23 protein-coding genes are annotated in these 26,497 nt (G+C 58.2%); 17 read left to right on the forward strand and 6 right to left on the reverse strand.

Annotated features, from left to right (window positions below):
* The first annotated feature begins 56 nt into the window (after nt 1-56).
* Nucleotides 57-1,037, forward strand: a complete 981-nt coding sequence (locus ACIOYV_RS03500) for a helix-turn-helix domain-containing protein (protein WP_401320846.1) — start codon at nt 57-59, stop codon at nt 1,035-1,037.
* Nucleotides 1,038-1,098: 61 nt separating this feature from the next.
* On the opposite strand, the gene ACIOYV_RS03505 is transcribed toward ACIOYV_RS03500, so the two are convergent.
* Nucleotides 1,099-1,974 carry an NAD(P)-binding domain-containing protein gene (locus ACIOYV_RS03505; RefSeq protein WP_401320849.1) on the reverse strand — a complete coding sequence of 292 codons (876 nt, stop codon included), beginning with the start codon at nt 1,972-1,974 and terminating at the stop codon, nt 1,099-1,101.
* Nucleotides 1,975-2,189: 215 nt separating this feature from the next.
* On the opposite strand from ACIOYV_RS03505, the gene ACIOYV_RS03510 reads away from it, so the two are divergent.
* Genes ACIOYV_RS03510 through ACIOYV_RS03520 form a run of 3 tightly spaced genes read left to right on the forward strand, consistent with a single transcriptional unit; the run spans nt 2,190 to nt 4,170 of the window.
* Nucleotides 2,190-2,636, forward strand: coding sequence for a cupin domain-containing protein (locus ACIOYV_RS03510; protein ID WP_054046088.1), 447 nt, complete (start codon nt 2,190-2,192; stop codon nt 2,634-2,636).
* A gap of 38 nt (nt 2,637-2,674) precedes the next feature.
* A complete protein-coding gene (locus ACIOYV_RS03515; protein ID WP_401320851.1) occupies nt 2,675-3,370 on the forward strand; it encodes a type 1 glutamine amidotransferase domain-containing protein in 696 nt (231 codons plus the stop codon).
* 5 nt (nt 3,371-3,375) lie between these two features.
* Nucleotides 3,376-4,170: an acetoacetate decarboxylase family protein gene (locus ACIOYV_RS03520; RefSeq protein ID WP_054046084.1), complete on the forward strand. Its 795-nt coding sequence runs from the start codon at nt 3,376-3,378 to the stop codon at nt 4,168-4,170.
* 460 nt (nt 4,171-4,630) lie between these two features.
* Here ACIOYV_RS03520 and ACIOYV_RS03525 read toward each other — a convergent pair whose 3' ends face one another.
* A complete protein-coding gene (locus ACIOYV_RS03525; protein ID WP_163910093.1) occupies nt 4,631-5,647 on the reverse strand; it encodes a LacI family DNA-binding transcriptional regulator in 1,017 nt (338 codons plus the stop codon).
* Between the two features lie 185 nt (nt 5,648-5,832).
* Between ACIOYV_RS03525 and ACIOYV_RS03530 the strand changes: the two genes are divergently transcribed.
* From ACIOYV_RS03530 to ACIOYV_RS03540, 3 genes are read left to right on the forward strand one after another with little or no spacing between them, the layout of a single operon-like run.
* Nucleotides 5,833-6,999 carry a Gfo/Idh/MocA family protein gene (locus tag ACIOYV_RS03530; RefSeq protein WP_401320854.1) on the forward strand — a complete coding sequence of 389 codons (1,167 nt, stop codon included), beginning with the start codon at nt 5,833-5,835 and terminating at the stop codon, nt 6,997-6,999.
* A gap of 47 nt (nt 7,000-7,046) precedes the next feature.
* A complete protein-coding gene (locus ACIOYV_RS03535; protein ID WP_401322588.1) occupies nt 7,047-8,099 on the forward strand; it encodes a sugar phosphate isomerase/epimerase family protein in 1,053 nt (350 codons plus the stop codon).
* Between the two features lie 42 nt (nt 8,100-8,141).
* Nucleotides 8,142-9,377 (forward strand): nucleoside permease, encoded by a 1,236-nt coding sequence (locus tag ACIOYV_RS03540; RefSeq protein WP_163910096.1) that lies wholly within the window; start codon nt 8,142-8,144, stop codon nt 9,375-9,377.
* A gap of 238 nt (nt 9,378-9,615) precedes the next feature.
* Here the strand turns inward: ACIOYV_RS03540 and ACIOYV_RS03545 are convergent, their stop codons facing one another.
* Both ACIOYV_RS03545 and ACIOYV_RS03550 read right to left on the reverse strand, forming a co-directional pair.
* Nucleotides 9,616-9,999 carry a putative quinol monooxygenase gene (locus ACIOYV_RS03545; protein ID WP_401320858.1) on the reverse strand — a complete coding sequence of 128 codons (384 nt, stop codon included), beginning with the start codon at nt 9,997-9,999 and terminating at the stop codon, nt 9,616-9,618.
* Nucleotides 10,000-10,190: 191 nt separating this feature from the next.
* Nucleotides 10,191-11,105: a LysR family transcriptional regulator gene (locus tag ACIOYV_RS03550; protein WP_054046082.1), complete on the reverse strand. Its 915-nt coding sequence runs from the start codon at nt 11,103-11,105 to the stop codon at nt 10,191-10,193.
* 270 nt (nt 11,106-11,375) lie between these two features.
* Here ACIOYV_RS03550 and ACIOYV_RS03555 point away from each other — a divergent pair, with 270 nt between their 5' ends.
* The 4 genes from ACIOYV_RS03555 (at nt 11,376) to pgm (ending at nt 17,649) form a co-directional block, all read left to right on the forward strand.
* Entirely contained in the window at nt 11,376-12,398 is a 1,023-nt protein-coding gene (locus tag ACIOYV_RS03555) for a zinc-dependent alcohol dehydrogenase family protein (RefSeq protein ID WP_054046080.1), read from the forward strand.
* Nucleotides 12,399-12,970: 572 nt separating this feature from the next.
* Nucleotides 12,971-14,425 (forward strand): hypothetical protein, encoded by a 1,455-nt coding sequence (locus ACIOYV_RS03560; protein WP_401320860.1) that lies wholly within the window; start codon nt 12,971-12,973, stop codon nt 14,423-14,425.
* Between the two features lie 67 nt (nt 14,426-14,492).
* Nucleotides 14,493-15,893: a PLP-dependent aminotransferase family protein gene (locus tag ACIOYV_RS03565; RefSeq protein WP_401320862.1), complete on the forward strand. Its 1,401-nt coding sequence runs from the start codon at nt 14,493-14,495 to the stop codon at nt 15,891-15,893.
* A gap of 109 nt (nt 15,894-16,002) precedes the next feature.
* Nucleotides 16,003-17,649, forward strand: a complete 1,647-nt coding sequence (gene pgm / locus ACIOYV_RS03570) for a phosphoglucomutase (alpha-D-glucose-1,6-bisphosphate-dependent) (RefSeq protein ID WP_054614783.1) — start codon at nt 16,003-16,005, stop codon at nt 17,647-17,649.
* A 196-nt stretch (nt 17,650-17,845) separates the two neighbouring features.
* On the opposite strand, the gene ACIOYV_RS03575 is transcribed toward pgm, so the two are convergent.
* Nucleotides 17,846-18,541 (reverse strand): pirin family protein, encoded by a 696-nt coding sequence (locus ACIOYV_RS03575; RefSeq protein WP_401320865.1) that lies wholly within the window; start codon nt 18,539-18,541, stop codon nt 17,846-17,848.
* 280 nt (nt 18,542-18,821) lie between these two features.
* On the opposite strand from ACIOYV_RS03575, the gene ACIOYV_RS03580 reads away from it, so the two are divergent.
* Nucleotides 18,822-21,296 (forward strand): UvrD-helicase domain-containing protein, encoded by a 2,475-nt coding sequence (locus tag ACIOYV_RS03580; RefSeq protein WP_401320868.1) that lies wholly within the window; start codon nt 18,822-18,824, stop codon nt 21,294-21,296.
* 183 nt (nt 21,297-21,479) lie between these two features.
* On the opposite strand, the gene ACIOYV_RS03585 is transcribed toward ACIOYV_RS03580, so the two are convergent.
* Entirely contained in the window at nt 21,480-21,755 is a 276-nt protein-coding gene (locus ACIOYV_RS03585) for a DUF1652 domain-containing protein (protein WP_054046061.1), read from the reverse strand.
* A 263-nt stretch (nt 21,756-22,018) separates the two neighbouring features.
* Here ACIOYV_RS03585 and ACIOYV_RS03590 point away from each other — a divergent pair, with 263 nt between their 5' ends.
* The 5 genes from ACIOYV_RS03590 to ACIOYV_RS03610 all read left to right on the forward strand — a co-directional run bounded on the left by ACIOYV_RS03590 (nt 22,019) and on the right by ACIOYV_RS03610 (nt 26,355).
* Complete coding sequence (locus ACIOYV_RS03590; protein WP_401320871.1) at nt 22,019-22,834, forward strand: helix-turn-helix domain-containing protein; 816 nt, start codon at nt 22,019-22,021, stop codon at nt 22,832-22,834.
* Nucleotides 22,835-22,884: 50 nt separating this feature from the next.
* On the forward strand, nt 22,885-24,291 hold the full coding sequence (locus ACIOYV_RS03595) for an NAD(P)/FAD-dependent oxidoreductase (protein ID WP_401320873.1): 1,407 nt from the start codon (nt 22,885-22,887) through the stop codon (nt 24,289-24,291).
* Between the two features lie 31 nt (nt 24,292-24,322).
* Nucleotides 24,323-24,664 carry a cupin domain-containing protein gene (locus ACIOYV_RS03600; protein ID WP_401320874.1) on the forward strand — a complete coding sequence of 114 codons (342 nt, stop codon included), beginning with the start codon at nt 24,323-24,325 and terminating at the stop codon, nt 24,662-24,664.
* A 53-nt stretch (nt 24,665-24,717) separates the two neighbouring features.
* Entirely contained in the window at nt 24,718-25,803 is a 1,086-nt protein-coding gene (locus ACIOYV_RS03605) for a polyamine ABC transporter substrate-binding protein (RefSeq protein ID WP_401320876.1), read from the forward strand.
* Between the two features lie 93 nt (nt 25,804-25,896).
* Nucleotides 25,897-26,355 carry an REP-associated tyrosine transposase gene (locus ACIOYV_RS03610; RefSeq protein ID WP_401320878.1) on the forward strand — a complete coding sequence of 153 codons (459 nt, stop codon included), beginning with the start codon at nt 25,897-25,899 and terminating at the stop codon, nt 26,353-26,355.
* The last annotated feature ends 142 nt before the right edge of the window (nt 26,356-26,497 follow it).

Genomic DNA, 26,497 nt, shown 5'->3' on the forward strand with positions numbered 1-26,497 from the left:
AGATCGGCACGAAGCTTGCGAACGGTCCCGCACCACCCGAGAAACGGCGAGATCGCATGATGGTCCCTCTTAACCCCCAAAACGCTACCCAGTTTCGCTTTATGGAGAGCCATGATGCATTCGAGCACGCCGGGTGCCTGAGTGAATGGGATGACAACCGTTACCATCAGTTGGAAAAAAAGGCGCCTTTTCACGGCGCCATCGCCAGCCACTCCATCGCCGGGAAGATGCTGATCACTCGTGAGACCATGAACAGCCCATGTGTGGAGCAGATCTGCCATGTCCCGTTGGATTCGATCGTCATCGTCAATGTACGCTCAGAAGAAGATGTTTTGCTTAACGGTAGATATGTCAACGCGAACACGTTTCATGTCTCGTCGGGACGCTCTTTCCATGCAGTCGCCAAAGCACCTATCGAAGCGTTGATGTTGACCGTCAGCAAGGCGGCCTTTTTTGAGCGCTTCAACACTGAAGCGTTCTTGAATAGCGACTCCAAGCCTTTCGAAAGATTCGTGCAACCTGCAAGGGAGACCCAAGTCGATTTTGAATTGAATCTCAAGTCTCACCTGAGTGATGTCCAGGCCGGGATCGGGCAAAACCCACTCAGCGTCAGCCTGGAAAAGGTGTTTGACTGTGTGCAGGAAATCCTTGATTTCGAGCGGTCCAGCTGCCTGGTGATTCCACCCTCAACCCGGTCGTACATCGTGGAAAAGAGCTGTGAGTTCTTCGTCCAGCATGTCCAGGACGAGGGCATTGGCGTGCTGGACTTGTGTAATCATCTACGGATCAGCCGACGGACGCTGCAATACAGTTTCGAGGACGTCTTGGGCATGACACCGCTGAACTACTTGAGATCGGTGCGCTTGAATATGGCCCGCAAGCTGCTGATGTCCTCACCCCGAGACACGATCCAGGGGGCTGCCCTGGATTCCGGCTTCAGCCATCTGGGGCGTTTTTCAAAGTACTATCATGATTTTTACGGCGAGTTGCCTTCCGAGACGCTCAGCCGCCTGGGGGCGCATCGGCGTCATCATTGAATCTGCACCCATGAAAAAGCCGGCTCTGTTTGAGCCGGCTTTTCTTTGTCTTCGCCGAGATCTAAGCGCCGGCTACCAGGTATTGCGAGTTGAAGCCCAAGGCACCATGGCCAGCGTCCTGGGCAATTTTCAGGTCGTCGGCGAGCGCCGAAATATGGCTGGCGCGCAGGCCGCTGGCCTTGAGTGCATCGCGCCATTGCAGAACTGCATCAAGGTAAACGTCAACTGTTGCCTGAATGGTACTGAAATCGTTGGCCTCGATTTCCTTGATGCTTTTTTGCACTTTATAGCGCAGCAGGTCGAGCATCTTGTCCGCAAACTCAGCCAGTTGGCCGGCACTCACGCCCTGGGTTTTGGCGTAAGCCGCAGCCTCCAGGAAGCCCGCAAGGGCGACCGCGTAAAAGCTGCCGGTCATGGCTGCATCGACAATCGGCGGCACCGAGAGGTCTTCACCCGTGTAAATAGTGCCCTGAGGCGCCATCGGAGTGACCGTTTGTGCAATCTCATCCCAAACTGACGGCGCACAGGCGTATTGGATCGCCGTGTAAGGCCCGCCAATCAAGTCAGGGTAGGAGGAAATGGCGGCATTGATAAAGGTCCCCCCGCGACGTTCAACTGCGGCGCGAAAGCGGGGGCCATCTTCTGGCATCGAGGTGCTGAGGTTCGCCACAAATCGACCCTTCAAGTCCAGCGCCTCGCTGTGGCTTTCAATCAATGATGCCCCGCCCGCTGCACTGCTGATAATCATGATGATCAGCTCACTGGCATGCACGGCGTCGACGAAAGAGGGCGCCAGGGTGGCGCCCTTTGCCACCAGCGGTTGGGCGGCTTGCGCACGACCGTCCCACACGGTGACCTTGCGGCCTGCCGCAAGCAGCGTACTGGCCAATCCGGAGCCCATCAGGCCGGTGCCTATAACCGATATTGTTTTAGTCATCTTCTTATTCCTCGAAGTGGCGAGGCGCACTCGCCGGGTTATCTACACCCTGAAAGCTAAGGGCTGAAACCCTAAGTCGATAGCCATTTTCGGCAACTCCATTGTTGTTGGTTTCGGGCCTGCGCCCGGCGTGTGCATTGCCGATTCTGGATAGGGCCAACCGAGCCCTGCCTGTAGCGTGTGCCCACCGATAGCCACAAACCGTGAGGCCTGAAATGAACCTTATCCAGAAACCACAAGACGCTTATGTACAGGTTGACCAAGTCGAATGGCAGGCGTTTCCCGAGCAGTTTCACACTGGTGGCGTGAAGTGGAAACTGCTGCACGTGTCGCCTGAGTTCGGTATTTGGACCGTCATGTTTTACTGCCCCAACGGCTCGATTCTGTTGCCGCACATTCACCATGGGCCGGCGGAAGGCTATGTGTTCGAGGGCATTCTCGAGTTGCGGGGCGGCCCGGAAAAGGGTGGTGCGCTGTGTGTCCAGCATGGCTTCTTGTATGAGGCGACCGGCGCTGAACACGAAGAAACCAAAATGCTTGCCGACACCACATTCATTTTGCAAATGGTCGGCCCCATCACCTGGAGAACCGCCGACGGTCAGGACGTGAATCAAACCTGGTCAAGCGCTCAGGCCCTCTGGGAACAGCAAACCGCTGCCTGACTCCCTGTCTTCAATGCATACGTTGTGGAGTGCGCTTGATGAGTATTTTGTTTGTTTTGACTTCGCATGATTCCTTTGGCGACACCGGCCGCGACACCGGGCTGTGGCTCGAGGAGTTTGTTGTGCCGTATTACACCTTTGTCGATGCGGGTTTCTCGGTCCGGCTGGCGTCACCCAAGGGAGGGCGTGCGCCAGTGGACCCACTGTCGATTGATGCCTTCAAGGATCACCCTCTGTACAAACGCTATGGGGCGGATGGCCTGCTCAAGGAGCGCCTGGGTTCGACCATCAAATTGTCGGCGATTGTCGATTCGCAGGTCAGCGCGGTGGTGTATCCCGGTGGGCACGGCCCGTTGTGGGATCTGCGAAACCAGGCCGATTCCATCACGCTTATCGAGTCGCTTCTTACCCAGGGTAAGCCTGTTGCAACCATCTGCCACGCAGGTTGCGCGTTGCTGGAAGCACGCAAGCGTGACGGCCGCCCGTTGGTCGAAGGCGTACAGGTCACGGCATTCAGTGACAGTGAGGAGGCCGCAGTAGGTTTGGAAAAAGTCGTTCCGTACCTTGTCGAAACCGACTTGAAAGCGCTTGGCGCAGTGTATTCCAAGACCCGTGATTGGGAGCGCCACGTGGTGGTCAGCGGTGCGTTGATAACCGGTCAGAACCCGGCTTCTTCGCAAGGCGTGGCCGAAGCAGTTATCCAACAATTGAAAGCCTCAATCGAGGGAGATTGATTGCCATGAGCTTTGTTAAAACCAAAGAAGAACTTCAAGAAATTCAACGCATTCTCTCCGAGGGGCGCTGCACGATTGAGGCGCTGTCGATTGAGTTCGAAACCACATTCGAGTTCTTGCGCTCGGTGTTGCCACCCTGTTTCGAATTGCCGGAAACACCCACCGCGATTGCCAGTGTTTCCCGTTGGCAGAGCGAGCTGTGTGGTGAGTTTGACTGCGGCATCATTTCTCTCAAATGCCGGTACAAGGAGCTTGAAGGCACGACCATGCTGGTGCTTATTGTGAGTGGCGACATGCCCGTCACGATCGGCCGGGAGATGTGGGGCGAGGCGAAGAAAACCGGGACTGCTCAGGTCTATCTCGATGGCCACGAAGCCTATGGCTTCTGTGAGCGTAATGGTGCACGGTTGATCGAGATCGAGGCCGAGTTTGGCGAAAACATCGGACCTTCAAGCAGTGAAGGCTACGACTTTGAAATCAAGGCGGTACCTCACTCCTCGGGTTACGGCCTGCAGCATGACCCGATTTTGAATTGCATGAAGAACCAGGAAAACCTGCGGGTAAAACGTGTCGGGGCAGGGACCCTCAAACTCAGCGGTACGGCGCTGGACCCGCTTCACACCATCCCAGTGATTTCCGTTGGCACAGCCTATTACACCGAAGGTGAGTCGAGCTGGACGGTGCCGCGGCTTGATGTGCTCCCGGATGCGGAGGCTTACCTGCCATTTATCTACGGGCAGAAATTCGACGATTTTCGACTGTTTCGCAAACCTGCGCGCTTCCAGAAAACAGTTGGGTAGGCGTATACGCAGGTTTTCACGCGAGCACGAAGGTGCTTGGTACGTCATGAAATTGAGCGGTAGGCCTTTGGCGCCTGAGAAGGCGCCTTTTTTACATATATTTTTGACAGGCCTGCTGAGGGTTTCTTCAAAGACTATCCGGATCCCCCAAAAACATTCTGACTGGGCTCTAGAACGGTGGTTTCAGGTCGTTAAAAACTAATGATGCCCCCCGTTTTTGCCCTCTATGGGACGGGATGCACGAGCGATCGCGAGCGGCGATTCTTCAACTCAGCATATGAGTGGAGGAGGTTATCTTTGATCGGATATGGTCGCGCCCCTACCACAGCCCTACCTAATGGCCACTTCCAGGAAAGCCGCAAAACACTCCTTGATTCAGATATCGAGGTATCACTGATCCGGTCAGCCTCTTGCGAGCCACTATCTTTGCTGGTCCTGGTGTGGCTGCTTTTCCACGATATCAGGGGCGCCCCACTGTCTGTTGAACTGACGGCGCAGCAGAGCTTTTACGTATAGTCAGTTCAAAAGGCAGGATCACATGCTGCTGAAGATTGGTTTTTTTTTCGATCAGGTTGATCAGCATCTCAACGGCCCTGCGCCCAAAGCCTTCGGCGGGCTGGGAAATGGTGGTCAGCGGCGGATCACAGTAATGCGCCAACGGAATATCATCGAATCCCACCAAAGAGATATCTTCAGGCACGCGTAGGCCTGCTTCCTTGATGCGCTTGAGCGCGCCAATGGCCATCTCGTCGTTCTCGCAAAACAGCGCAGTGGGGTGATCGGGTAGCGCCAGCAGGGTGGCAGCACCGTCATAGCCGGCGCGCAAGCTGAAGTCGCCATGGCAAATAATCGCCGGGTCGCTGGTGAGACCTGCCTGAGCCAATGCCGCCTGGTAGCCCGCCACTCGATCCTGGGTCAATGGGCTGCTTTGAGGGCCCTTGATCAAGCCAATCCGACGATGCCCCAAGCCGATCAGGTGTTCGGTCATCGCTTTGGCGGCTGCCTGGTTGTCGAGGCTGATTGTGGGATGGCGCCCGCCCTTGATCACTTCGCAGGCGTTGATCATCGGCGGGGTGTCTGCGCGGTCGGCCGGGAAAGGATCGTAGGCGCGCAACTGAATCACGCCATCCGCCTGATGGGCGTCAACCAGCTCGGCAAACTCGCGCTCGATTTCTTCGCGGCCCTGGGTGTCGCAGAGCAACAGTCGATAACCCGCGGCCTGGGCGGCCTGTTGTGCGCCGCTGATCACGCGCGCGAAAAACGTGTTGGCAATCTTTGGGACGAGGATGACCAGGTTGGCGGTGCGCCGAGAGCGAAACTGGACTGCCATCAAGTTGGGGCGATAACCCGCAGTTTCGACGGCAGCGTTGACCTTGTCCCGTGTGGCCTGACGCACGCGGTCGGGTGATGTCAGGGTGCGCGATACGGTAGCCACCGAAACGCCGGCAAGCCGGGCGACTTCACGAATATTGGACAAAATCACCTCATGTTTGAACTGTGCGTCGGGCGAGCTTACAGCAGGTCTGCCTGCGCTTAAATCCTCGCGACCGTGGATTATCGATTTGACAGCTTACCCTCCAGCGCATAAATTCCAGCTGAAATGTAACCGGTTACATTCTAATGAAAACAGCTTTCAACCGAGCCGGACAGAGAAGGTCAGCGATGAACACAGTGATACCCAAAATAAGAATGGGCTTTGTCGGTGGAGGGGAGGGCTCGTTTATCGCCCAAGCCCATCGTCAGGCAGCGGGGCTCGATGGGCGCTTTGAGCTGGTTTGCGGTGCGTTCAGTCGCGACGCGCAGAACAATCAGCGTACGGGTAGCCAACTTGGCTTGGCGCAATCGCGCTGCTACAGCACGTGGCAATTGATGTTGGAGGCCGAGCGGGCACTGCCTGCGGAGCAACGCATGGAACTGCTGGTGATCGTCACGCCCAATCATCTACATGCGCCGGTAGCCGGCCAGGCGCTGGACGCAGGGTTTCATGTCTTCAGCGAGAAGCCCGCTGCGCTGAATCTGGCTGAACTGCGCGCGTTGAAGGACGTGTTGGACACCAGCTCCGGCCTGTATGGCCTGGCCCACACCTACCTCGGTTACCCCATGGTCTGGCAAGCGCGGGAAATGGTGCGCAGTGGCGTGATTGGCGCGGTGCGCAAGGTCCTGGTGGAGTATCCCCAGGGCTGGCTCAGCCAGGATGTGGCCGGGCAGGGCAACAAGCAGGCCGAGTGGCGCGGGCAGCCGGAATTGTCCGGGGTGGGCGGCTGCATCGCCGATATCGGCACCCATGCCTTTTCCCTGGCGGAGTTTGTGGCTGATCAAACAGTCACCCACCTGTGCGCCACCCTGGGAGTGCACATAGAGGGCCGTCAGTTGGACGACGACGCCGCCATGCTGTTCAAAATGGAGCAGGGCACCAGTGGCGTGCTGATCGCCAGCCAGGTCTGCGCGGGGGAAGAGAACCCGCTGAGTATTCGTGTCTACGGTGACAAGGGCGGCCTGGAATGGCGCCAGGAACAACCCGCCAGCCTGATTCATCGTTCATTGGACCAACCGATGCGCGTCTTGCGCTCCGGCACCGGGCAGCCGTGGTTGTGCGAGGCCGCGACCCAGCGTATGCGCTTGCCCGCTGGCCATCCCGAAGGTTACCTGGAAGCCATGGCCAATCTGTATGGCGATTTTGCCCAGGCTATTCGCGGGGAGGTTAAAGGCCACACCGCGCCGGGTGTGCCAGGGATCGAGGTGGGCCTGCGAGGCATGGCCTTTATCGAAGCGGCCATCGCCAGCCATACCAGCGATGCAAAGTGGACCCCGTTGGAGTGCAGCCGATGAAACCGCAGACGCCTGCCGTTACCCCAAACGCCCTGGCCCCTCAAGGTATGCGCGGCCCCGGAATATTCCTGGCGCAGTTCATCGCCGATGAAGCGCCTTTCGACACCCTGGCCAGTATCGCCCATTGGGCAGCGTCCCAGGGCTACACGGCCATTCAACTGCCGACCCTGGGCACGCGCTACATCGACCTTGAACGCGCAGCCGAAAGCCAGAGCTATTGCGATGAGCTGAAGGCCGTGTGCGCCAGCGCGGGGGTTGAAATCAGCGAACTGTCCACTCACCTGCAAGGGCAGTTGGTGGCCGTGCACCCGGCGTTCGATGCGCTGTTCGATGATTTCGCGCCGGCTCATCTGCGTGGCCAGCCCCAGGCGCGTACGGAATGGGCGATCGAGCAATTGAAGCTGGCGGCGCGTGCCAGCCAGCGTCTGGGTCTTACGGCGCACGCGACCTTTTCCGGCGCCTTGCTCTGGCCCTACATGTACCCCTGGCCACAGCGTCCTGCCGGGTTGGTGGAGCAAGGTTTTGCCGAACTGGCCAAGCGCTGGTTGCCTATCCTCGATTGCTTCGATGAGGCCGGTGTCGACCTGTGCTACGAAATTCACCCCGGTGAAGACCTGCACGACGGGGCCTCGTTTGAGCGTTTCCTTGAGGCGGTCAATCAGCACCCCCGCGCGGCAATCCTTTATGACCCCAGCCACTTGTTGCTTCAGCAGATGGACTATCTGGGCTTTATCGACCGTTATCACTCACGTATCCGCATGTTCCACGTCAAGGATGCGGAGTTCCGTCCCGACGCGCGCTCGGGTGTCTATGGCGGTTACCAGGGCTGGGTCGAGCGCCCGGGACGCTTTCGTTCGCTGGGTGATGGCCAGATCGACTTCAAGTCGATCTTCAGCAAGCTGACTCAATACGGTTTCACCGGCTGGGCCGTGCTGGAGTGGGAGTGTTGCCTGAAAGACGCCGCCCAAGGCGCTGCTGAAGGCGCGGGGTTTATCCGCGACAACATGATTACCCGAAGCCAAAAGGCCTTTGACGATTTTGTCAGCGTGGCCAGCGATGCGGCTTCCAACAGGCGTTTGTTGGGCTTGCCTGACGCCTGAGTTTCACCTGCTTCTTTCAATAACAATAAGACGGTGACTGTTATGACGTGGATGACTGCGCGCTTGAGCGCCATGATGTTTCTGCAGTTCTTTATCTGGGGTGGCTGGTTCGTCACCCTTGGCACTTTCCTGTCCAGCCAGTTGGGCGCCAGCGGCGGCCAGATTGGCATGGCGTTCTCGACTCAGTCCTGGGGCGCGATCATCGCCCCGTTCGTGATCGGGCTGATCGCTGACCGATTCTTCAATGCAGAACGCATTCTGGCGGTGCTGCACCTGGTGGGTGCGGTGTTGCTCTATCAGCTGTATCGGGCGCCGGACTTCGGCACGTTTTATCCCTACGTGCTGGCCTACATGATGATCTATATGCCGACCCTGGCATTGGTCAACTCCGTGGCCTTTCGGCAGATGCGCGACCCGGCGCTGGAGTTCTCACGTATTCGGGTGTGGGGCACCGTGGGCTGGATCGTCGCCGGGGTGGTGATCAGTTTTGTCTTTGCCTGGGACTCGAAAGCCGCGATTGCCTCCGGTGGCCTGCGCAACACCTTCCTGATGGCGGCGCTGGCGTCGCTGGTGCTGGGCGTCTACAGCTTCACGCTGCCGAGTACGGCACCGCTGAAATCCGATACAACTCGAACCGGGTTTAAACAGATCCTCGGCCTCGATGCCTTGGGCCTTCTGAAAGACCGCAGCTACCTGGTGTTCTTCATTGCCTCGATCCTGATCTGCATCCCGCTGGCGTTCTATTACCAGAATGCCAATCCGTTCCTCGCCGACATAGGCATGACCAATCCCACGGCGAAGATGGCCATCGGGCAGGTCTCCGAAGTCCTGTTCATGCTCCTGCTGCCCCTGTTCATTCAGCGCTTCGGCATCAAGATCGCGTTACTGATGGGCATGCTGGCCTGGGCCTTGCGCTATGTGCTGTTCGCCTACGGCAATAATGCCGACCTGGCCTTTATGCTGTTCACCGGCATTGCCCTGCACGGCATCTGCTACGACTTTTTCTTTGTGTCCGGGCAGATCTACACCGACGCGAAAACCCCCGAGCGCTTCAGAAGCTCGGCCCAGGGCCTGATTACCCTGGCCACCTACGGCGTTGGCATGCTGATCGGTTTCTGGGTCGCGGGCCATGTCTCTGATTACTACGCCACCCCTGCGGGGCACCAGTGGCAGAGCATCTGGTTGTTCCCGGCGTTCTTTTCCCTGGGCGTGGTGCTGGTGTTCATGTTTGCCTTTCGCGATGCGCGGCGGTCTGAGTTGGCGCCTGCCAAGGCTTGAGCGGTTATGACTTGATAACAACCCACCATGAAATGGCAATGCGCGGGGCGGGCAAAAACTGAATGGTAAACCGAATGCCTTTCAGAGCCCCGCGTTGGACAGTGCGATATCAGTCGTGAGCGAGAGAGGCAGAGAGATCACGCCACGCCGCCAGTTCCTCATGACGGAATGTGTGAGCAGCAGCTTGCTCTTGATAACGGCTAACTATAGAGCCGTGCCCGCGGGCCTGATTGCCCAATCATTGACCTTGCTGGGCGCTGAGTTGCACCGGGTCGGTTTCGATAAGCGTTCTGGACACGATCATCGACTTTGTCGTATTCACGTATTTCTGAAAATGGGCAGATGCGATGTGGCTTTTGTAGGCCGCTTCGTTTGCATAGATTTCGAAGAAGTGAAGGCGGTTCGGGTGGTCCTTTTCCGCTACCGAATAAATCGCGAGCACGCCTGGCTCAAGGCGCACAGAGTCAGCTATTTCCTCCTTGACTGCCGTTTGGTAAGCCGCCAATTGAGCAGGGTCTATCACGAGTTGTGCAATCCGCACGACTTTTTCGGTCGGCTCCTCGGCCAACGCCGAACCTACCCAAATGCATCCAACTACAACAGCTATACGCAGGACCGACATGTGCATTTATTCCAGATAGCTACTGATGTGGCATTCTCGGGACGTTGAGCAAGCCCTGGGGCATCCTTTTCAAACCATCCAAAGCATGCCCTCAGATGTGCCCCCAATGTAGCAATCCACTGGAAGTGAATGGAGCTCCATGGTTGGTGGAAAGCCAAAAATGATCAGATGAACAGCCTTCCCGACGCCGCCTAGAGACTATCCGGATCCCCAAAAAACATCTGGATCCTCGACCGCAACCAACGCTCGCCCGGGTCATTGTCCTGCGACCCACGCCATGCCATGTGCAGTTCAAAGGTACGCACCGGCAACGGCGGATCTTCCGCCCGCACACCACCTGCGGCTGTCAATGCCTCAGCCGTGTAATCAGGTACGGTGGCGACAATATCCGTCCCGCTGATGAGCGTGCTCAGCCCGTTGAATTGCGGCACTGCGAGCACGACATGGCGTTTGCGCCCGAGCTTTTCGAGTTCTTCATCAATGAAGCCGCTCAGGTCGCCGGCGAACGACACCAGCGCATGGGGCCGCGCGCAGAAGTCGTCCAGGCTCAGCGGGCCCGGCACGGTGTCGGCTCGCAACAGCTTGGGCATGCTGCGACGCAGTACTTTGCGCTTGGCGTTGGCCGGCAGGTCGGCGGTGTAGCTGACGCCGATGGAGATTTCGCCCGAGGCCAGCAGGCTTGGCATCAGGATGTAGTTGGCCCGGCGAACGACCAGCACGATGCCCGGTGATTCGGCGCGCAGGCGTTTGAGCAGCATGGGCAGCAAGGCGAATTCGACGTCGTCCGACAAACCTATACGAAACACCGCCGTGCTGGTGGCCGGATCGAATTCCGCCGCACGGCTGACCGCTGTGGAAATCGAGTCCAGCGCCGGGGAGAGCAGGGCGAAGATCTCCACTGCCCGGGCCGACGGTTCCATGCTGCGCCCGGTGCGCACGAACAGCGGGTCATCGAACAGCCCGCGCAGGCGCGAGAGCGCCGCACTGATAGCGGGTTGTCCAAGGAACAATTTCTCCGCAGCACGGGTCACACTGCGTTCATGCATTAATGTTTCGAAAACGATCAACAGGTTCAGGTCGACACGACGCAGGTCATTACGATTCATCTGGAGTCCTGGCAGAGTCAGCAAACTTGACGTGGGCGGCCATATGAGAACAATGGCCGGCATGAATCTTACGGGCAAAGGCTGCTACTCTGCACCGTGTAATTCACTTTTTACTTAAATGGCTGCTTCGGTTTTTTACGGCATCTGGTGATGCCGCCGGCGCTGCGGAATCAATGACAGGCATGTCGACTATTAATAGCCACTGATGGTCTTGGGTAGAAAGCCCAGATAGAGTTCGTGGCATTAGAGGTTACTTTGACGAGGTTTGCGATGTCCCGCACGATCCGTTTTCACAAGTTTGGTCCAGCCGAGGTGCTCAAATGCGAAGAGCATGCGGCCGCTCTGCCTGCACCAGGTGAAGTGCAGGTGCGCGTCGAAGCAATCGGCATCAGCTGGTACGACATTCTCTGGCGCCAGAACCTGGCTTCGTCCCACGCTCGTCTTCCTTCAGGCCTTGGCCATGAAATGTCGGGTGTCGTGACGGCTGTCGGCGACGGTGTCGATGACTTGGCGGTGGGTGACAAGGTCGCCAGTTTTCCGGCCGAGAGTCCTAACGATTATCCGGTCTACGGCGAACAGATTGTTCTGCCGCGCTCGGCACTGACCCGCTACCCGGACGTGCTCAGCCCGATCGAAGCCAGCGTGCATTACACGCCGCTGCTGATCGCCTATTTTGCCTACGTCGATCTGGCGCGGGTCAAACCGGGGCAGTTTGCCCTGGTGACCGACGCAAGCCATTGCGCAGGGCCGTCCTTTGTACAACTGGGCAAAGCCCTGGGTGTGCGAGTGATCGCGGCGACCAAAAGCGCGGAAGAACGTGACTACCTGCTGTCCCTTGGTGCCGAGAAAGTCATCGTCACCGAAGAACAGGATCTGCTGATGCAGATCAACAAGATCACCGACAACCGTGGCGTCGATGTGGTGTTCGATGGGCTTGGCGGGCCACAGATGTCGATGCTCGGTGACGTGCTGGCGCCGCGTGGCAGCCTGGTACTTTACGGCCTGCAAGGCGGCAACCAGACGCCATTCCCGGCGTGTGCAGCGTTCCAGAAGAACATTCAGTTCTTCGTACACTGTATCGGTAACTTCACCGGCAAGCCGGAGCTGGGCATCATTCAGGATCAGGTGGCGTTGCAACGGGCGTTGCGCGATATCAACCAGTTGACCGCCGACCGCGTGCTGCTGCCGCTCAAGACTCGGGTCTTCCCGTTTTCCGAGTTTGTCGAAGCGCATCGCTACATGGACGAATGCCCATGCCGCGAACGGGTCGCCCTTCAGGTCGAACCGGCGTAAGCCTTACGCAGGCGTCCGTGCCCGCACGTACGCTTGCTCTTCAAGCTTTCCCGATGCCCTCTGCGCTCCTGGCGCAGAGGGCATTTTCGTTTCTGTCTACCGGGTTTCAGCAACTGAACCGGTTTTTGCTTTCGATCTGTATCTTCTAATCATCATATAAGCCCTGATAATTGAATGATTACTTTCATCTCAAGGAATGAGTCATGAGTGGGCGTTCGGCTGATATTAATCAGCACATGTTTGCGACAGACGACAGGCAAATGTCACAACGTTTGAAGACTAAAGATCAATCAGTATCTTCTTTCTCTTTTTTTTGTACTCAATGTCTGTGGGACGCTGTCGGAAGTTTCCTAGGAAGTCGTGCCAAACCTCGCGGGCCTTGCCCCGTCAGGCTTTGCGAGGAGGTGGCTGTCGCCTTGGCATAGGCAGAGTTCAAACATTTCAAATAATTACCCAAAACTTAAGTGCTAGCATTTTATGACAGGATCAAGCACTTCATAGCGAGAATCGGTCGCGCAGTGTCTATCACTGTTTGCGTGACGTTGAACTTCCGAATACCAGGTAAAACACTGATGACCACAATTCACGATCAGGCAATGAACTATGTTTACCAGCAAGTACTGCAAAGGCTGCTGAGTTTTTTCTCGCGTGCCGAGCGCACTGCCTTGCAGCTTATGATTCAGCGCCTGGTGGTGTCGGCCGGCGGCATGGAACGTATCGGCGAATTCAAGGTGATGTCGATCCAGTCCGGCACGCTCGACAGTTGCTACACACTGGCGCTGTTGCGCGCCGCCCAACTGAGCATCGCCAGCCGGGCACCGGCGACGTTTCAGCTACGCGTGGCCACCTTGCGCCTGAACGGGACCGGTTCCACAGCGCTCGAGAACATCCATCGCACCAATGCGGCGCTGTTCCTCTACGACGATCCTCGGGTCGAATTGTTGATGGTGGATAACCGTGAAGTCCTGCCATTTAACCACCTGGCGCCAATCTCCGAGGCCGGGCGCGAGTCGAATCGGCTCAACCTGTTGATGGTCGGCCACCGCCGGGCTTGGGATGGTCCGCTCGATCTTTGGGATGATGGCTACCTGACAACGGGCGAGTTCTACGGGCAGATTGCCCGCTGGGGCAATGGGGTCGATGCGTTGATCAGCAGCGAAACGCCGCGCCAGCAGAAGCAGTTTCTCGACGGATTGAGGCGCGCGGCGCACAAGGCAGGTCTCGGGTCCGCGAATGACAATATCGCGGGGTTCGAAGGGTTGTTCGCCGTGCTCGATGACTTGGGCAGCGACTACTACCTTGAGTTCTATGCTGGCCATGAGCGCGCGCAATGGCGCCCGTACGGGGGATTCGAAGCTTGCCGGCGCACGACCAATATCGATATTCACGACATGGTGGTTGGCAAACTGGAAGAGCGCTGGCCGTTGCTCACCGAATTCCTCGGTGTCCAGATCGACGAAATGGCGGCGCACCTGAGCGATAGCGAATACGTCAGCCCAGCGATTGCGGCGCACTTGCGCGGGTTACAGGCGAGCGTTGTGTCGGGCGACAGTTATGAAACCGGGATCGCTGAATACTTGCAGCGAGCCCTGGTGATGATGCGGCGCAAACTGGTGCCGGAACGCTTTTGCGAATTGGCGCTGGAGTCATTCGGTAATCCGGTCGTCATGACCGAACGCCGCTTGCTGGCGGCGGACGAGGTGCTGAAAACCCTCGGGCTGACCGAGGCTCAATTGATCTGCCTGCTCTTTGCGCCCTTTGTCGATGGTGGCGCGGGACTCGAGCGTTTCCTGCGCAGTTGCCACCCCGGCATGCTGGTGGCCATGCCGGACCTGCACAAGGCGATGCAGGGGCATCAGGCGCCCGAGCAGGTCGTGCAATGGATGGTCGATGTCAGTGGCCTGCCGGTCAGCCTGATTGCCACGCTTTATCGCATGGGGTCAGTGGTAGTGGAGGAAGACATTTGCGTTGAAGATCCGCAGGACGATGACGCTGGCGCAATTGGCGAACTGTCAGCGGGGCATTGAAAGTGCAGGGGCTGTCGCGATCCACAACCGTCCAGGCAATCGCTTGCACCGTGCCCGGCCAATACCGATGAAAGGACCCAGAGAAACGGACTTTGCTTACCAGGCGGTGTATCGATATTTGACGCACCTCATCAATGAACCGGGTTGCGGCACGCCGACTCGCCTGCCTTCCTTGAGGCAGTTGGCGCTGCGCCTGAACGTGTCGATTTCAACCATCCAATACGCCTATTCGCTGCTGGAGAAGGAAGGGCGGGTCTACTCGGTGGCCAAGTCTGGTTATTACTCGCAGCCAATAGCCTCCATTGGTCCGTTGGCCAGCGGCAATGATTTGCTTGAAACCGTCTATTTCAATGCTCGGCGTCCCGAAATGCTGGTGTTGAGTGCCGATGAGCCGGCCTTGTTGCAGCCGCTGGACAGCCCGCTACTGACGCTGGAGCGCGAACTGTTGCGCCAGTATCCGCGCCAGCCACTCTCGGCCTCGCAACCCTGTGGCGAGCTTGAATTGCGTACGGCTCTAGCGGCGCGCTACACCACGTCACCGGCGCGTTGCTGGCATGCCGACGAGGTTTACATCGGCGCCGATCTGCGCGGAGTGCTGGAAATTCTCATCACCATCCTGTGTCTCAAGGGCGCCACGGTGGTGGTCGAGTCGCCGTGTGATTGGGTGATTCTGCGTTTGCTCGAGGCGGCAGAGGTGCGGGTGTTCGAGTTGCCATTGCAAGCCTGCGGCGCGTTGGACCTGGAGCAGCTCAATGACGTGCTTGAGATCGAGTCGGTGCGGCTGGTGATGTTGTCATCGGGGCTAAGCATGCCGCGGGGAAGCCAGGTGCCGCATGACAACCGGCAGTCGGTCGCGCAGTTGCTGGCCCGATATGATTGCTGGGTGCTGGAAAACGACTGCTATGGCGAGCTTGGTTTCGAGCCAGAAGGGCCGAAGTTTCGCGACCTTCTGGCGCCTGATCGTCTGATCGTGTTTTCCACCTTCGAGAAAATCGTCGGGCCGGAAGCGCCGTACGGTTATCTGCTGTCGCGACGACTGGGCGAAGAACTGCAGCGGCATTTTTTGCTGCGTGCGTTTCGCCTGTCGCCGATCCGCCAGAAAGCCATTGCCCGCCTGTACAGCAATGGCCGTATCGACCAGCACCTGCAAGTGCTGCGGCGCCTGCTCAAGGATCGTCAGGTGCAGATGATCCATTTGTTGAACGAACGGCTGGGAGACGCGTTGCAACCGGTCGAGCCGCAGGGTGGGGCGACGATCTGGGCGCGCTCGTTGCGCCAGGTCGATGTGCGCCGGGTATTCCAACGCTTGCTCAAACATCAGGTGGTGATCGCGCCAGGTGAGCTGTTCAGCCTGCAAGGCTTGTATGGTCAACATTTGCGCCTCAGCCATACGTTCAGCGGCGACCATGACCTCGGTACCGCACTGGGATTACTGGGTGATGCATTGCGTCTGGAAGCGATTGATTGAGCGGGGTTAAAAAAGGTCGCGGACCGCGCGGATCGTTGCTATCGCGCTGTGGTCAAACTGCCAGTAAACTCCGTCTCTATTCCTGAACCACTCTTTTCAGAGGTTTTGCATGACACTCAGTCCTTTTGCGGGCAAACCGGCACCGGCAGAATTGTTGGTCGACATCCCGCGACTGGTAACGGCTTATTACACCGGCCAGCCTGATGCCAACATCTCTACCCAGCGCGTCGCCTTTGGCACGTCCGGTCACCGTGGCAGTTCGTTCGACTTGAGTTTCAACGAATGGCACGTTCTGGCGATCAGCCAGGCCATTTGCCTGTACCGCGAAGCCCAAGGCATCGACGGTCCGCTGTTTGTCGGCATCGACACCCATGCGCTGTCGACCCCGGCCGGTGCCAGCGCCCTTGAAGTATTGGCGGCCAACGGCGTCACCGTGATGATCGCCGAAGGCGACGAGTACACGCCGACCCCGGCCATCTCCCATGCCATTCTTTGCTACAACCGTGGCCGCACCTCGGGCCTGGCGGATGGCATCGTCATTACGCCGTCCCACAACCCGCCACAAAGCGGCGGCTACAAATACAACCCTACCAATGGCGGCCCGGCCGACACCCACATCACCAAGTGGATCGAAGCCAAGGCCAACGAACTGCTCGGCAACAAGCTGGCTGGCGTCAAGCGCATCAGCTACGAGCAGGCATTGAAGGCCAGCACCACCCATCGCCACGACTACGTCAACACCTATGTCGCCGACCTGATCAACGTGATCGACTTCGACGCCATTCGTGACGCCAAGCTGCATCTGGGTGTCGATCCGTTGGGTGGAGCAGGGGTGCGCTACTGGTCGGCGATTGCCGAGCATTACCGCCTGGATCTGGAAGTGGTCAACACCGAGGTCGATCCGACCTTCCGCTTCATGACCGTCGATTGGGACGGGCAGATCCGCATGGACCCATCGTCGACCCACGCGATGCAAGGCCTGATTGGTCTGAAAGATCGTTTTGACGTGGCCTTCGGCTGCGACCCTGATCACGATCGTCATGGCATCGTCACCCCGTCCGGCGGCCTGTTGGCGCCGAACAACTACCTTGCAGTGACCATCGACTACCTGTTCCAGAATCGTCCGCACTGGCGTGCGGATGCTGGCGTGGGCAAAACCGTGGTCAGCAGTGGTTTGATCGATCGCGTGGCCAAGCGCCTCGGTCGTCGTTTGTACGAAGTGCCGGTCGGCTTCAAGTGGTTTGCCGATGGCCTGTTCGACGGCTCCCTGGGCTTTGGTGGCGAAGAGAGCGCCGGCGCTTCCTTCCTGCGCAAGGACGGTGGTGTCTGGAGCACTGACAAAGACGGCCTGATTCCGGCGCTGCTGGCGGCAGAAATGACCGCTCGCACCGGTCGCGACCCAAGCCAGGCCTATCGCGCACTGACTGATGAGCTGGGCGAGCCGTTCTCGGTTCGGGTTGATGCCAAGGCCAACCCTGAGCAGAAAGCCCTGCTGAGCAAGCTGTCCCCGGATCAAGTCACCTCGACCCAACTGGCTGGCGAAGCGATCCAGAGCATCCTCAGCCATGCGCCGGGTAACAACCAGGCAATCGGTGGCTTGAAGGTCATGACCGAGAACGGCTGGTTTGCGGCGCGCCCATCGGGCACTGAAGACATCTACAAGATCTACGCGGAAAGCTTTATCAGCGACGAACATCTCAAGCAGCTGGTGGCTGAGGCTCAGACCCTGGTGGATGGCGCTATTTCCACGAAGTGATTGAGGGCCTGTGGCGAGGGGGCTTGCCCCCGTTGGGTTGCGTAGCGACCCTAATCCGGCCATTGCGGTTTTCCAGGCATACCGTGTGTGTTGATTTGCGACTTCTTCGCAGTCGAACGGGGGCAAGCCCCCTCGCCACAATCGCAACAAACAAAAAAAGGGCGACCACAAGGTCGCCCATTTTTTTGCCTGGTATTTAAGCCAGATCCACCAACACGATTTCACTGTCTTCAATCGCCGTCACACGCAACACCTGCTCATCGGCGACCGCTACACCGTCTCGAGCTTGTGCACGCAAGCCATTGACTTCAATCACACCGGTGGCCGTAACCAGGTAGGCACGGCGCCCTTTATCCAGGTGATACTCCGCCGATTCCCCAGCCTTCAGATTCGCCGCCACCAATCGCGCATCAGCGCGAATCCGCAGGCTTTGATCATCGCCGGCCTTGCCGCTGGCCAAGGTCACGAAACCTTCGCGCTGACCTTTCGGGAAAGGCTTGGCACCCCACGACGGTGCCGAGCCGGCCTCGTTGGGGATGATCCAGATCTGGAAAATCCGGGTTTCGGTGGCTTCCAGGTTGTACTCGCTGTGGGCGATCCCGGTGCCGGCGCTCATGACCTGAACATCACCCGCTTCAGTACGGCCCTTGTTGCCGAGGTTGTCCTGGTGGGTAATCGCACCTTCACGCACATAGGTGATGATTTCCATGTCACGGTGCGGATGCTGTGGGAAGCCGGTGCCCGGGGCGATCACGTCATCGTTCCAGACCCGAAGGTTGCCCCAGTTCATGCGTTTCAGGTCGTGGTACTCGGCGAACGAAAAGTGGTGATGGGCATCCAACCAGCCATGATGGGCGCCGCCCAAGGTGTTGAATGGTCTGAGTTCAAGCATGATCGTCTCCTGAAAAGGTTCGTCATGGGGCGGTGCGCCTGAGCCACGAAACAAGAACCGGTGGTTGATGGCGAGCATCATCTATCAGCCGATGATCGATAAAAAGCGTAAAAAGTGCTTCAAAACAATCTAATAAGTTGATGTTAAATCATCTCGAAACATTCTCATCCAGCCTTCACTTCATCGCCTAAACCAATGACCTGTAAGCATTTCACTAGAACTCAACGGCAAATGCAGACACCATAGCCCTCAACAGCCTCACACCCTGGAGTCCGTCCGCGTGCCGCAACACACCCCCGATCTCCCTCCTGAACTTCGTCCCCTCGCTGAGATGCCATGGCTCAAGCGCCTGGCCGCCCGTTTTTTCGGGTATGGCTTGACCCAAATGCGCGCGCAACACCGTGCGTCATGGCTCCACGGGCAAGCTGACGGCTTTCGCAGCGGCCACAGCGCCGGGGTGGATTACGGCTTCAAGGAAGGCAAGCTCGAAGGGCTGGAAGAAGGTCGGCAGGTGTTGTTGATCCGCGACTCGCGCTCCACCGAGCACCGGCCGCCGAATGTCGATGACAACCTGTTCGATGATTGGCGGCTGCCGTTGAATGCCGAGATCAAGAAACGCATGAAGGCCGATGTCGCGCGACTGCTGCCTGCTCATGCTCAGCCCAGCGTTGCGCAATGGAAGATGATCTTCAGCGATACACCTTCGACCTCGGTGATCGCCGGTGCGGGTGCGGGCAAGTCGACAACCCTGGTGCTGCGTATTCTGTTGCTGACCCACTATTTAGGGTTCGAATTGAGTTCGATGACCGTGGTGACCTTCACCCGCGAATCGCGCAAAGACTTCATCAACAAACTGATCGAACTGTTTGGCTTGTGGGGCCGGGCGCTCAGCCTTAAAGACGCCCGTGATCTGGTGCGTACCTTTCACTCGCGGATTCTGCCGATGGTCCGTAGCTTGGCGGGGTTCGAACGCCTGCAAGCTTTCGAAAATCTCAGCAATCGCCCACAAAACGGCGACGAGGAGGTCGACAGCAATCCCTTCGACCTGCGAATCAACGACGCCCAGCGTCAACAGCTCAATGCTTGTTATCACGCGTTGTTCACCACCAACGAACGCTTTCGCGAGCTGATCCAGCCTTTATCTCGCCATGCCTTGCAGCTCAAGGAGCTGGAGCGCGATCACCCTGATGTACAGAAACGCGTGGCCGTGACCGAACTGGCGGCCAAGCGCGATGAAGAACTCTGCGACACGATTGAAGACCTGTGGTTTCGCGCGGGTGCCTGGCCGATCAAGGGCATCGAGCCGAACCGTCAGACGTTCGATATCAACGGCTCGACGTTCCATTGCCACGGCTACATTCCAAGCCTCGATGCCTGGGTGGTGCTGGGTTTCGATCCTCGGGAAAACCCGCAAGTCACCCGCCCGAATGCCAAGCTGACGGTGCGGGCCGAGTGGGCAGTAAAGCGCACGCTGTTTCAAGCTTTCTGTCGTAAGCCTTTGATATGGTTGGATTCATACGAGTCTTCGAAACGTGTTTTAGCCTCGCTAGCCGGCGATGCCAGTGCCGGGCCGGGGTTCGATTACAAGGTAAAGGGTGAGCTGGGTTCCTCGCCGTTGCTGGACTGTTTCGTCGCTGCCGCCGGGTTTATCGAGAACCTGGGTCTGGACGTTCCCGATGCCGTGGGCCGTATGAATTTTGCCAAGGACGACCCGGACCGGTTTTTCTTTGAGGCCTTGAGTCTGTTCTGGCGCGCCCTGGAAGATCACTTGCTCGATCAAAAGCCACCGGTGATGACCTACAACCGGATGTTTGCCCTGTTCAGCGAGCATTCGCCCGAAAACCTGAAACTGTTGAGCGATGAGCTGCTCCGGCCGCTGTCGCACCTGATGATCGACGAATTTCAGGACGTATCGCCGCAGATTGTCTCCTGGATTCGTGCCAGTCTGGCCGAGATCCGCAGTCGTGGTCCGGCGATGCATGTAGGGCGTGGTGCGCAGCGTTCGTCGTTGCTGTGTGTCGGCGATGATTGGCAGTCGATCTATGGCTGGCGCGGCAGTTCGCCGACGTACTTCATGGAGTTCAACAAGGAATTCCCGTCGCCGAGCACCACTCGGGTCATGCTCAGCGACAATTACCGCAGCCATCAGCACATCATTGATGCCGCCGAACACATCGTGCGGGCTGCGCCGGCCATCCCTGGCAAAAAGGCCAAAGCCAGCGGGGAATCGAAGGCGCTCCAGCCGGTGAACGTGCTGGACCGCGATGACCAGGGCATGGCGCAGCGGCTAATGGAACACTACCGGTGCGGTGATTCAATCTTGATGCTTTATCGAAAAAGTAGCGATAAGTCATTGATAGAGCAGCATATTCAGTCAGTGGTTGATGTTGATTCTAGCTTGCCGTACGACGCTCGCCGGCTCAAGCAATTGACCTACCACAGTGCTAAAGGGCTGCAGGCGGACGCTGTGTTCTTGCTGGGCGATTGCCAGCATCTGACCAGCTCGCCTTACAAGAACCAGGTGTATCGCATGGCAGGACTGGGCAAGACTGGGGACAGCGAGGCTTATGACACCGCGCAGAAAGACGAGATTCTGCGGTTGGCTTATGTCGGGATCACGCGGGCGGTGAGTCATTGCTACTGGTACGTCGATGGCCAGGACGGCCAAGCCGTCAATATGCCCAAGGCGTCTGACAAGGTCGGTAAGGGCAAGGCGTTCTTTGCGGATCATCGGCAGAGCGCAAAAACCGCATAGACCGCTAATCCCTGTGGAAGCGAGCTTGCTCGCGATAGCGGACTGCCAGCTCACATAAATGTCGACTGATACACAGTCATCGCGAGCAAGCTCGCTCCCACAGGGGCTTGCATTGAAATAGAAAAAATAGGTATCCACAAAAAAGCCCACATCCTGTGGGCTTCTTGATGTCTGGATCCGGTCTCAGGCATAACTCCTGAGCGCCACCGGCGGAATGAACGTTTCGAGTTCATCTTCCACTGCTTCGATTATTCGTTCTACATCCGCGGCATTCATCACGGTCGCGCAGGGAATGCCGGCGATGGCGATCATGGTTTCGCCACTGGCACGGTCAAAAAGACGGGCAATCATGCTGCCCGGCGCGTCCATGCTCGCCTCGAAACCCATGGGATGAAAATGCCAGCGCATCAGCTGGCAGGCGTTTGGAAAGGTGACTTTGCTGAATGACCCTTTGTTCATGTGTTGCCCGCCTTAGTCATCGAGCGCTTCCTTTAGCTCATGTGAGGAGGGGTAGAACCTTCATTGGTTCAACCGGTGAATGCATTTAAAAGTAGCATCCAGATGTGAAAACCATGTGGATTTTTTCAGTCCGTTTAGCGATTGGTTCGATTTTTTTTGATATGGGTCACGCCTCGGGCATTCATCGCCAAAGGCCATCATTGATCGGCCATTGAAGCCGAGGCCCAAGTTGGGCAAGCTCGGTTTATTTCACAGAGCCCTTTATGCACGCCGATGATGATGGCCCGCTGCAAACCCAGGCCACGGGCGAGACGGTCATGCGCTACCACCTATGCTGGAAACACCGGAACCTGGACGGCGTCATGGCGCTGTATCACCCGGACATCCAGTACAGCGACTTTTTCCAGAACCGCGTGATGGGCCTGGACGAATTGCGCGAGTACGTACGCGACAGCATGCCGCGCAATCCGGGCGAGGCGCTGGAGCATTCGGATCGCATTCGCCTGGACGGTAACACCGCGTTCATTCAATACCAGATGACCCTGCGCGGCACCGACGGGCTGGTGTCGTTTCGCTCCAGCGAAGCGATCACCGTGCGTGACGGCTTGATCTGGCGCGTCAACGAATACGCGTCGCTGGTGCGCGAGCAGCCGCCGAGTAAAACGTCGAATAATCTGCGTCCGGCGGCCAGCCGGCTTGGATTGTCACCGCGCCAGCTGAGCTTTATGGCCGAAGACCTGCAGCAGTATTTTCAGCGCCAGCAACCTTACCTGGACCCCGAACTCGATTTGCAGCGGGTGGCGAAGGAGTGCGGATACAGCCGCAATCAGATTTCCTACCTGCTCAACCAAGTGCTCGGGCAAAGCTTCTATCGCTATGTCAACCAGGCACGCTTGCAGCATTTGCTCGCGGCGCTGGACAAGGCCACGCCACCCTTGCGGGTCGATGAGCTGGCGTTTGCCGCTGGCTTCAACTCGCTGTCGGCGTTTTACAGTTGTTTCCGCCAACACACCGGCCAGTCGCCCAAGGCCTACGTCAAACAAATTTCTTTGCGTGCACGCGCGCACGACAGCCTCTGAGGTCACGCTCTAGGATCGACGCCATCGAAGTGTGAGTGGTGGAGTCTGGTATGCCGGCGTGGCGCAACATCAGTTTATGGATGGATCAACTCGACGAGCCGTTGCTGGCGCGTCCGGCCCTGGAACAGGACCTGGACGTCGACGTTGCCATCATCGGCGCCGGCTACACCGGTTTGTGGACCGCGTACTACCTCAAGCGCCTGGCCCCAGGCCTTGAGATCGCCATCGTCGAGGCGCAAACCGCCGGTTTTGGCGCCTCGGGCCGCAATGGCGGCTGGCTGATGGGCAATCTGTTGGGCGAGGACCGCTTGCTCGCGGGGCTCTCGCCCGAACAACGCCGCGCCTCGTTTGATCTGCTGCACAGCATTCCCGATGAAGTAGAGATCATCCTCGAACGCGAAGGCATCGACTGCGATTATCGCAAAGGCGGCGTGCTGTACTGCGCGGCGCGGTATCCAGAGCAGGAGGCCAGCCTGCGCAGTTATCTGGACAAACTGCACGGCCAGGGTCTGACCGAAAATGATTACCGCTGGCTCAGCCCCGAGCAATTGGCGCAACAAATCAGAATCGCCAAGCCCTATGGCGGTATCTATGCACCGCATGTGGCGACCATTCACCCGGCAAAACTGGTGCGTGGCCTGGCTCGGGCGGTGGAGCGCATGGGCGTCAAGATCTATGAGAACAGCCCGGTCACTCAGTGGCAGTCCGGCAGTTTGCGCACGGCCAAGGCTCAGGTCCGCAGTCGCTGGATTGTGCCTGCGGTCGAAGGCTACGCCGTCACGCTGCCGCCCCTGGGGCGCTATCAGTTGCCGGTACAGAGCCTGATTGTGGCCACCGAGCCTTTGTCCGCCGCGACGTGGGACGAAATCGGCTTGAGCCGTGGTCAGGCCTTCGGCGAGAGCAGCCGCCAGGTCACTTACGGCCAGCGCACCGCCGACAATCGTCTGGTGTTCGGCGCTCGGGGTGGCTATCAGTTCGCGGGTAAATTGCGCCATGACTTCGACCTGACCACCAGCGAAGTCGAGCTGCGCCGTTACCTGTTCGGCGAGCTGTTCCCGCAACTCAAGAACGTGCGCATCACCCACGCCTGGGGTGGCAATTTGGGCATGTCCCGACATTTCAAGCCGCACATGCTCTGCGATCGGGCCACTGGCATCGCATTGTCTGGCGGTTATGGCGGGGAGGGTGTCGGTGCTAGCAATCTGGGCGGGCGCACCCTGGCCGATCTGATCCTGGAGCGCGATACCGAACTGGTGCGCCAGCCTTGGGTCATCCCGCAGGGCGGTCTCAATGCGCTGAAAGCCTGGGAGCCGGAGCCCTGCCGCTGGCTCGGCTACAACGCGATCATCCGCAGCTTCGTTCACGAAGACCAGACCCTCGCCAACCCGGCCACCGCACCCTGGCGGCGCAAACTCGCCAGCGGCGTGGCGGGGTTCATGGAAGGTTTCATGCACTAAACAGCGTTCTTTCTCATCGACAGGTACTCCCATGGGCATCACGCAATTCAAGAACACCGCCACCCTGAAGCTGGAAGAATCCAACCCCGTCGCCGTGCCATTGGGGACGCCAGTGGCGGTGGCCTCGACCACCAGCGTCGAGCGCGACGACGGTGTCGAAACCGGCGTCTGGGAATGCACTCCCGGTCGCTGGCGCCGGCAAATCGTGGCCCAGGAGTTCTGTCACTTCATCCAGGGCCGCTGCACCTTCACCCCGGACGGCGGTGAAACCCTGCACATAGAAGCCGGCGATGCACTGATGTTGCCAGCCAACAGTCTCGGTATCTGGGATATCCAGGAAACCGTGCGCAAGACCTACGTTTTGATTTTTTGATTTTGATCTTTTGATTGCCTGCCAATAACAATAGCCCTTACAGGAATCGACTCATGATCCGAAAGACACTGACCCTGGCGCCCCTTGTACTCGTCGCGACCCTCGGTCACGCGGCCGAAACAGTCAAAATCTACAACTGGTCGGACTACATCGCACCGGACACCACCAAGAACTTCCAGAAAGAAACCGGCATCGCCTTCACCTACGACGTCTACGACAGCAACGAAACCCTCGACGGCAAGTTGATGACCGGCAAATCCGGTTACGACGTGGTGTTTCCGTCCAACCACTTCATGGCCCGGCAGATTGAAGGCAAGGCGTTGAAGAAGCTCGATAAGAGCCAGTTGCCGAACTGGAAAAACCTCAACCCGGTGCTGCTCAAAGCCTTGCAGACCAACGATCCGGGCAACGAACACGGCTTTCCGTACCTGTGGGGCAGTACTGGCATTGGCTACAACATTGCTAAGGTCAAAGCCGTGCTGGGCGACAACGCGCCGGTGGATTCCTGGGACCTGATCTTCAAGCCGGAAAACATGCAGAAACTGCAAAAGTGCGGCGTGGCGATCCTCGACAACGGCCCGGAACTGCTGCCGGCAGCGCTCAACTACTTGGGCCTGCCGCACCACAGTAAAAATCCCGATGACTATAAAAAAGCCGAAGCGCTGCTGCTGAAAGTCCGGCCGTACGTGAGCTATTTTCACTCGTCCAAATACACCAGTGACCTGGCCAACGGCGACATCTGCGTGGCAGTCGGCTTCTCCGGCGACATCCTGCAAGCGGAAAACCGCGCCAAGGAAGCCAAGAACGGCGTCGACATCGGCTACTCGATTCCCAAGGAAGGCGCCGCCATCTGGTTCGACATGGTCGCCATGCCCGCCGACGCCCCGGACGACAAGGCCGGCTACGCCTTCATGAACTACCTGCTGCGCCCGGACGTCATGGCCAGCATCAGCAACTACGTGCACTACGCCAATGGCAACGCACAGGCCGACAGCCTCATTGATCCGGCGATCAAGAACGATACCAAGGTCTATCCGAGCCCGGAAATGATGGGGAAATTGTTTGCGCTTGAGGCGATGCCGTTGAACATTGACCGGATTCGGACACGGGTGTGGAACAAGATTCGGACGGGGAGTTGATCGCTCATATCTGGTAGCGATTGGCGGTTATCGAGTTGAGAGGCAGCGTTGTAGATTCGAGGCTTCCTATTCAATGGATAAGGAGGCAATGGAATGCCTGTCTTTACGAATGCTGGTCGCCTGCGTATTGGACGTTTTTCCGAACCCGGAGGTATTTATCTGATAACGGCTGTCGTTCACCAGCGACAGCCGTTTTTTGCTGATTGGAGGCAGGGGCGACTGGTCGTCCAACAGCTTCGCGAGGTGGAAGAGGAGGGTTGGGCGGATTTTTTGACCTGGGTTGTGATGCCGGATCATATGCACTGCCTGTTGCAGCTGAGGGATAGAACATTGGCCGACGTGGTGTGCCGCATCAAATCGCGTAGCAGTTTGGCCGTTAATCAGGCGTTGGGGCGGCGAGGGCGGTTGTGGCAGAAGGGCTATCACGATCGAGCAGTTCGCAAGGAGGAAGATGTAAAGGATCTTGCGCGATACGTAGTTCGCAACCCCGTACGCGCAGGACTCGTTGAGCGAATTCATGATTACCCGCTTTGGGATGCGTGTTGGCTTTGATGAATTGCATCGCTTGTTTGACGACGGCTGCGCCGCCGAACGCAGCCTCGCAGGCTCGGCAGTTGCTACAAACATTGCGTATGGCGTCCAGACATGGCGTAGGGCGCGCTTTTTGTAGCAGCTGGCGAAGCCTGCGTTCGAG

It is taken from the genome of Pseudomonas sp. NPDC087342 (assembly GCF_044744265.1).
Taxonomy (GTDB): domain Bacteria; phylum Pseudomonadota; class Gammaproteobacteria; order Pseudomonadales; family Pseudomonadaceae; genus Aquipseudomonas; species Aquipseudomonas nunensis.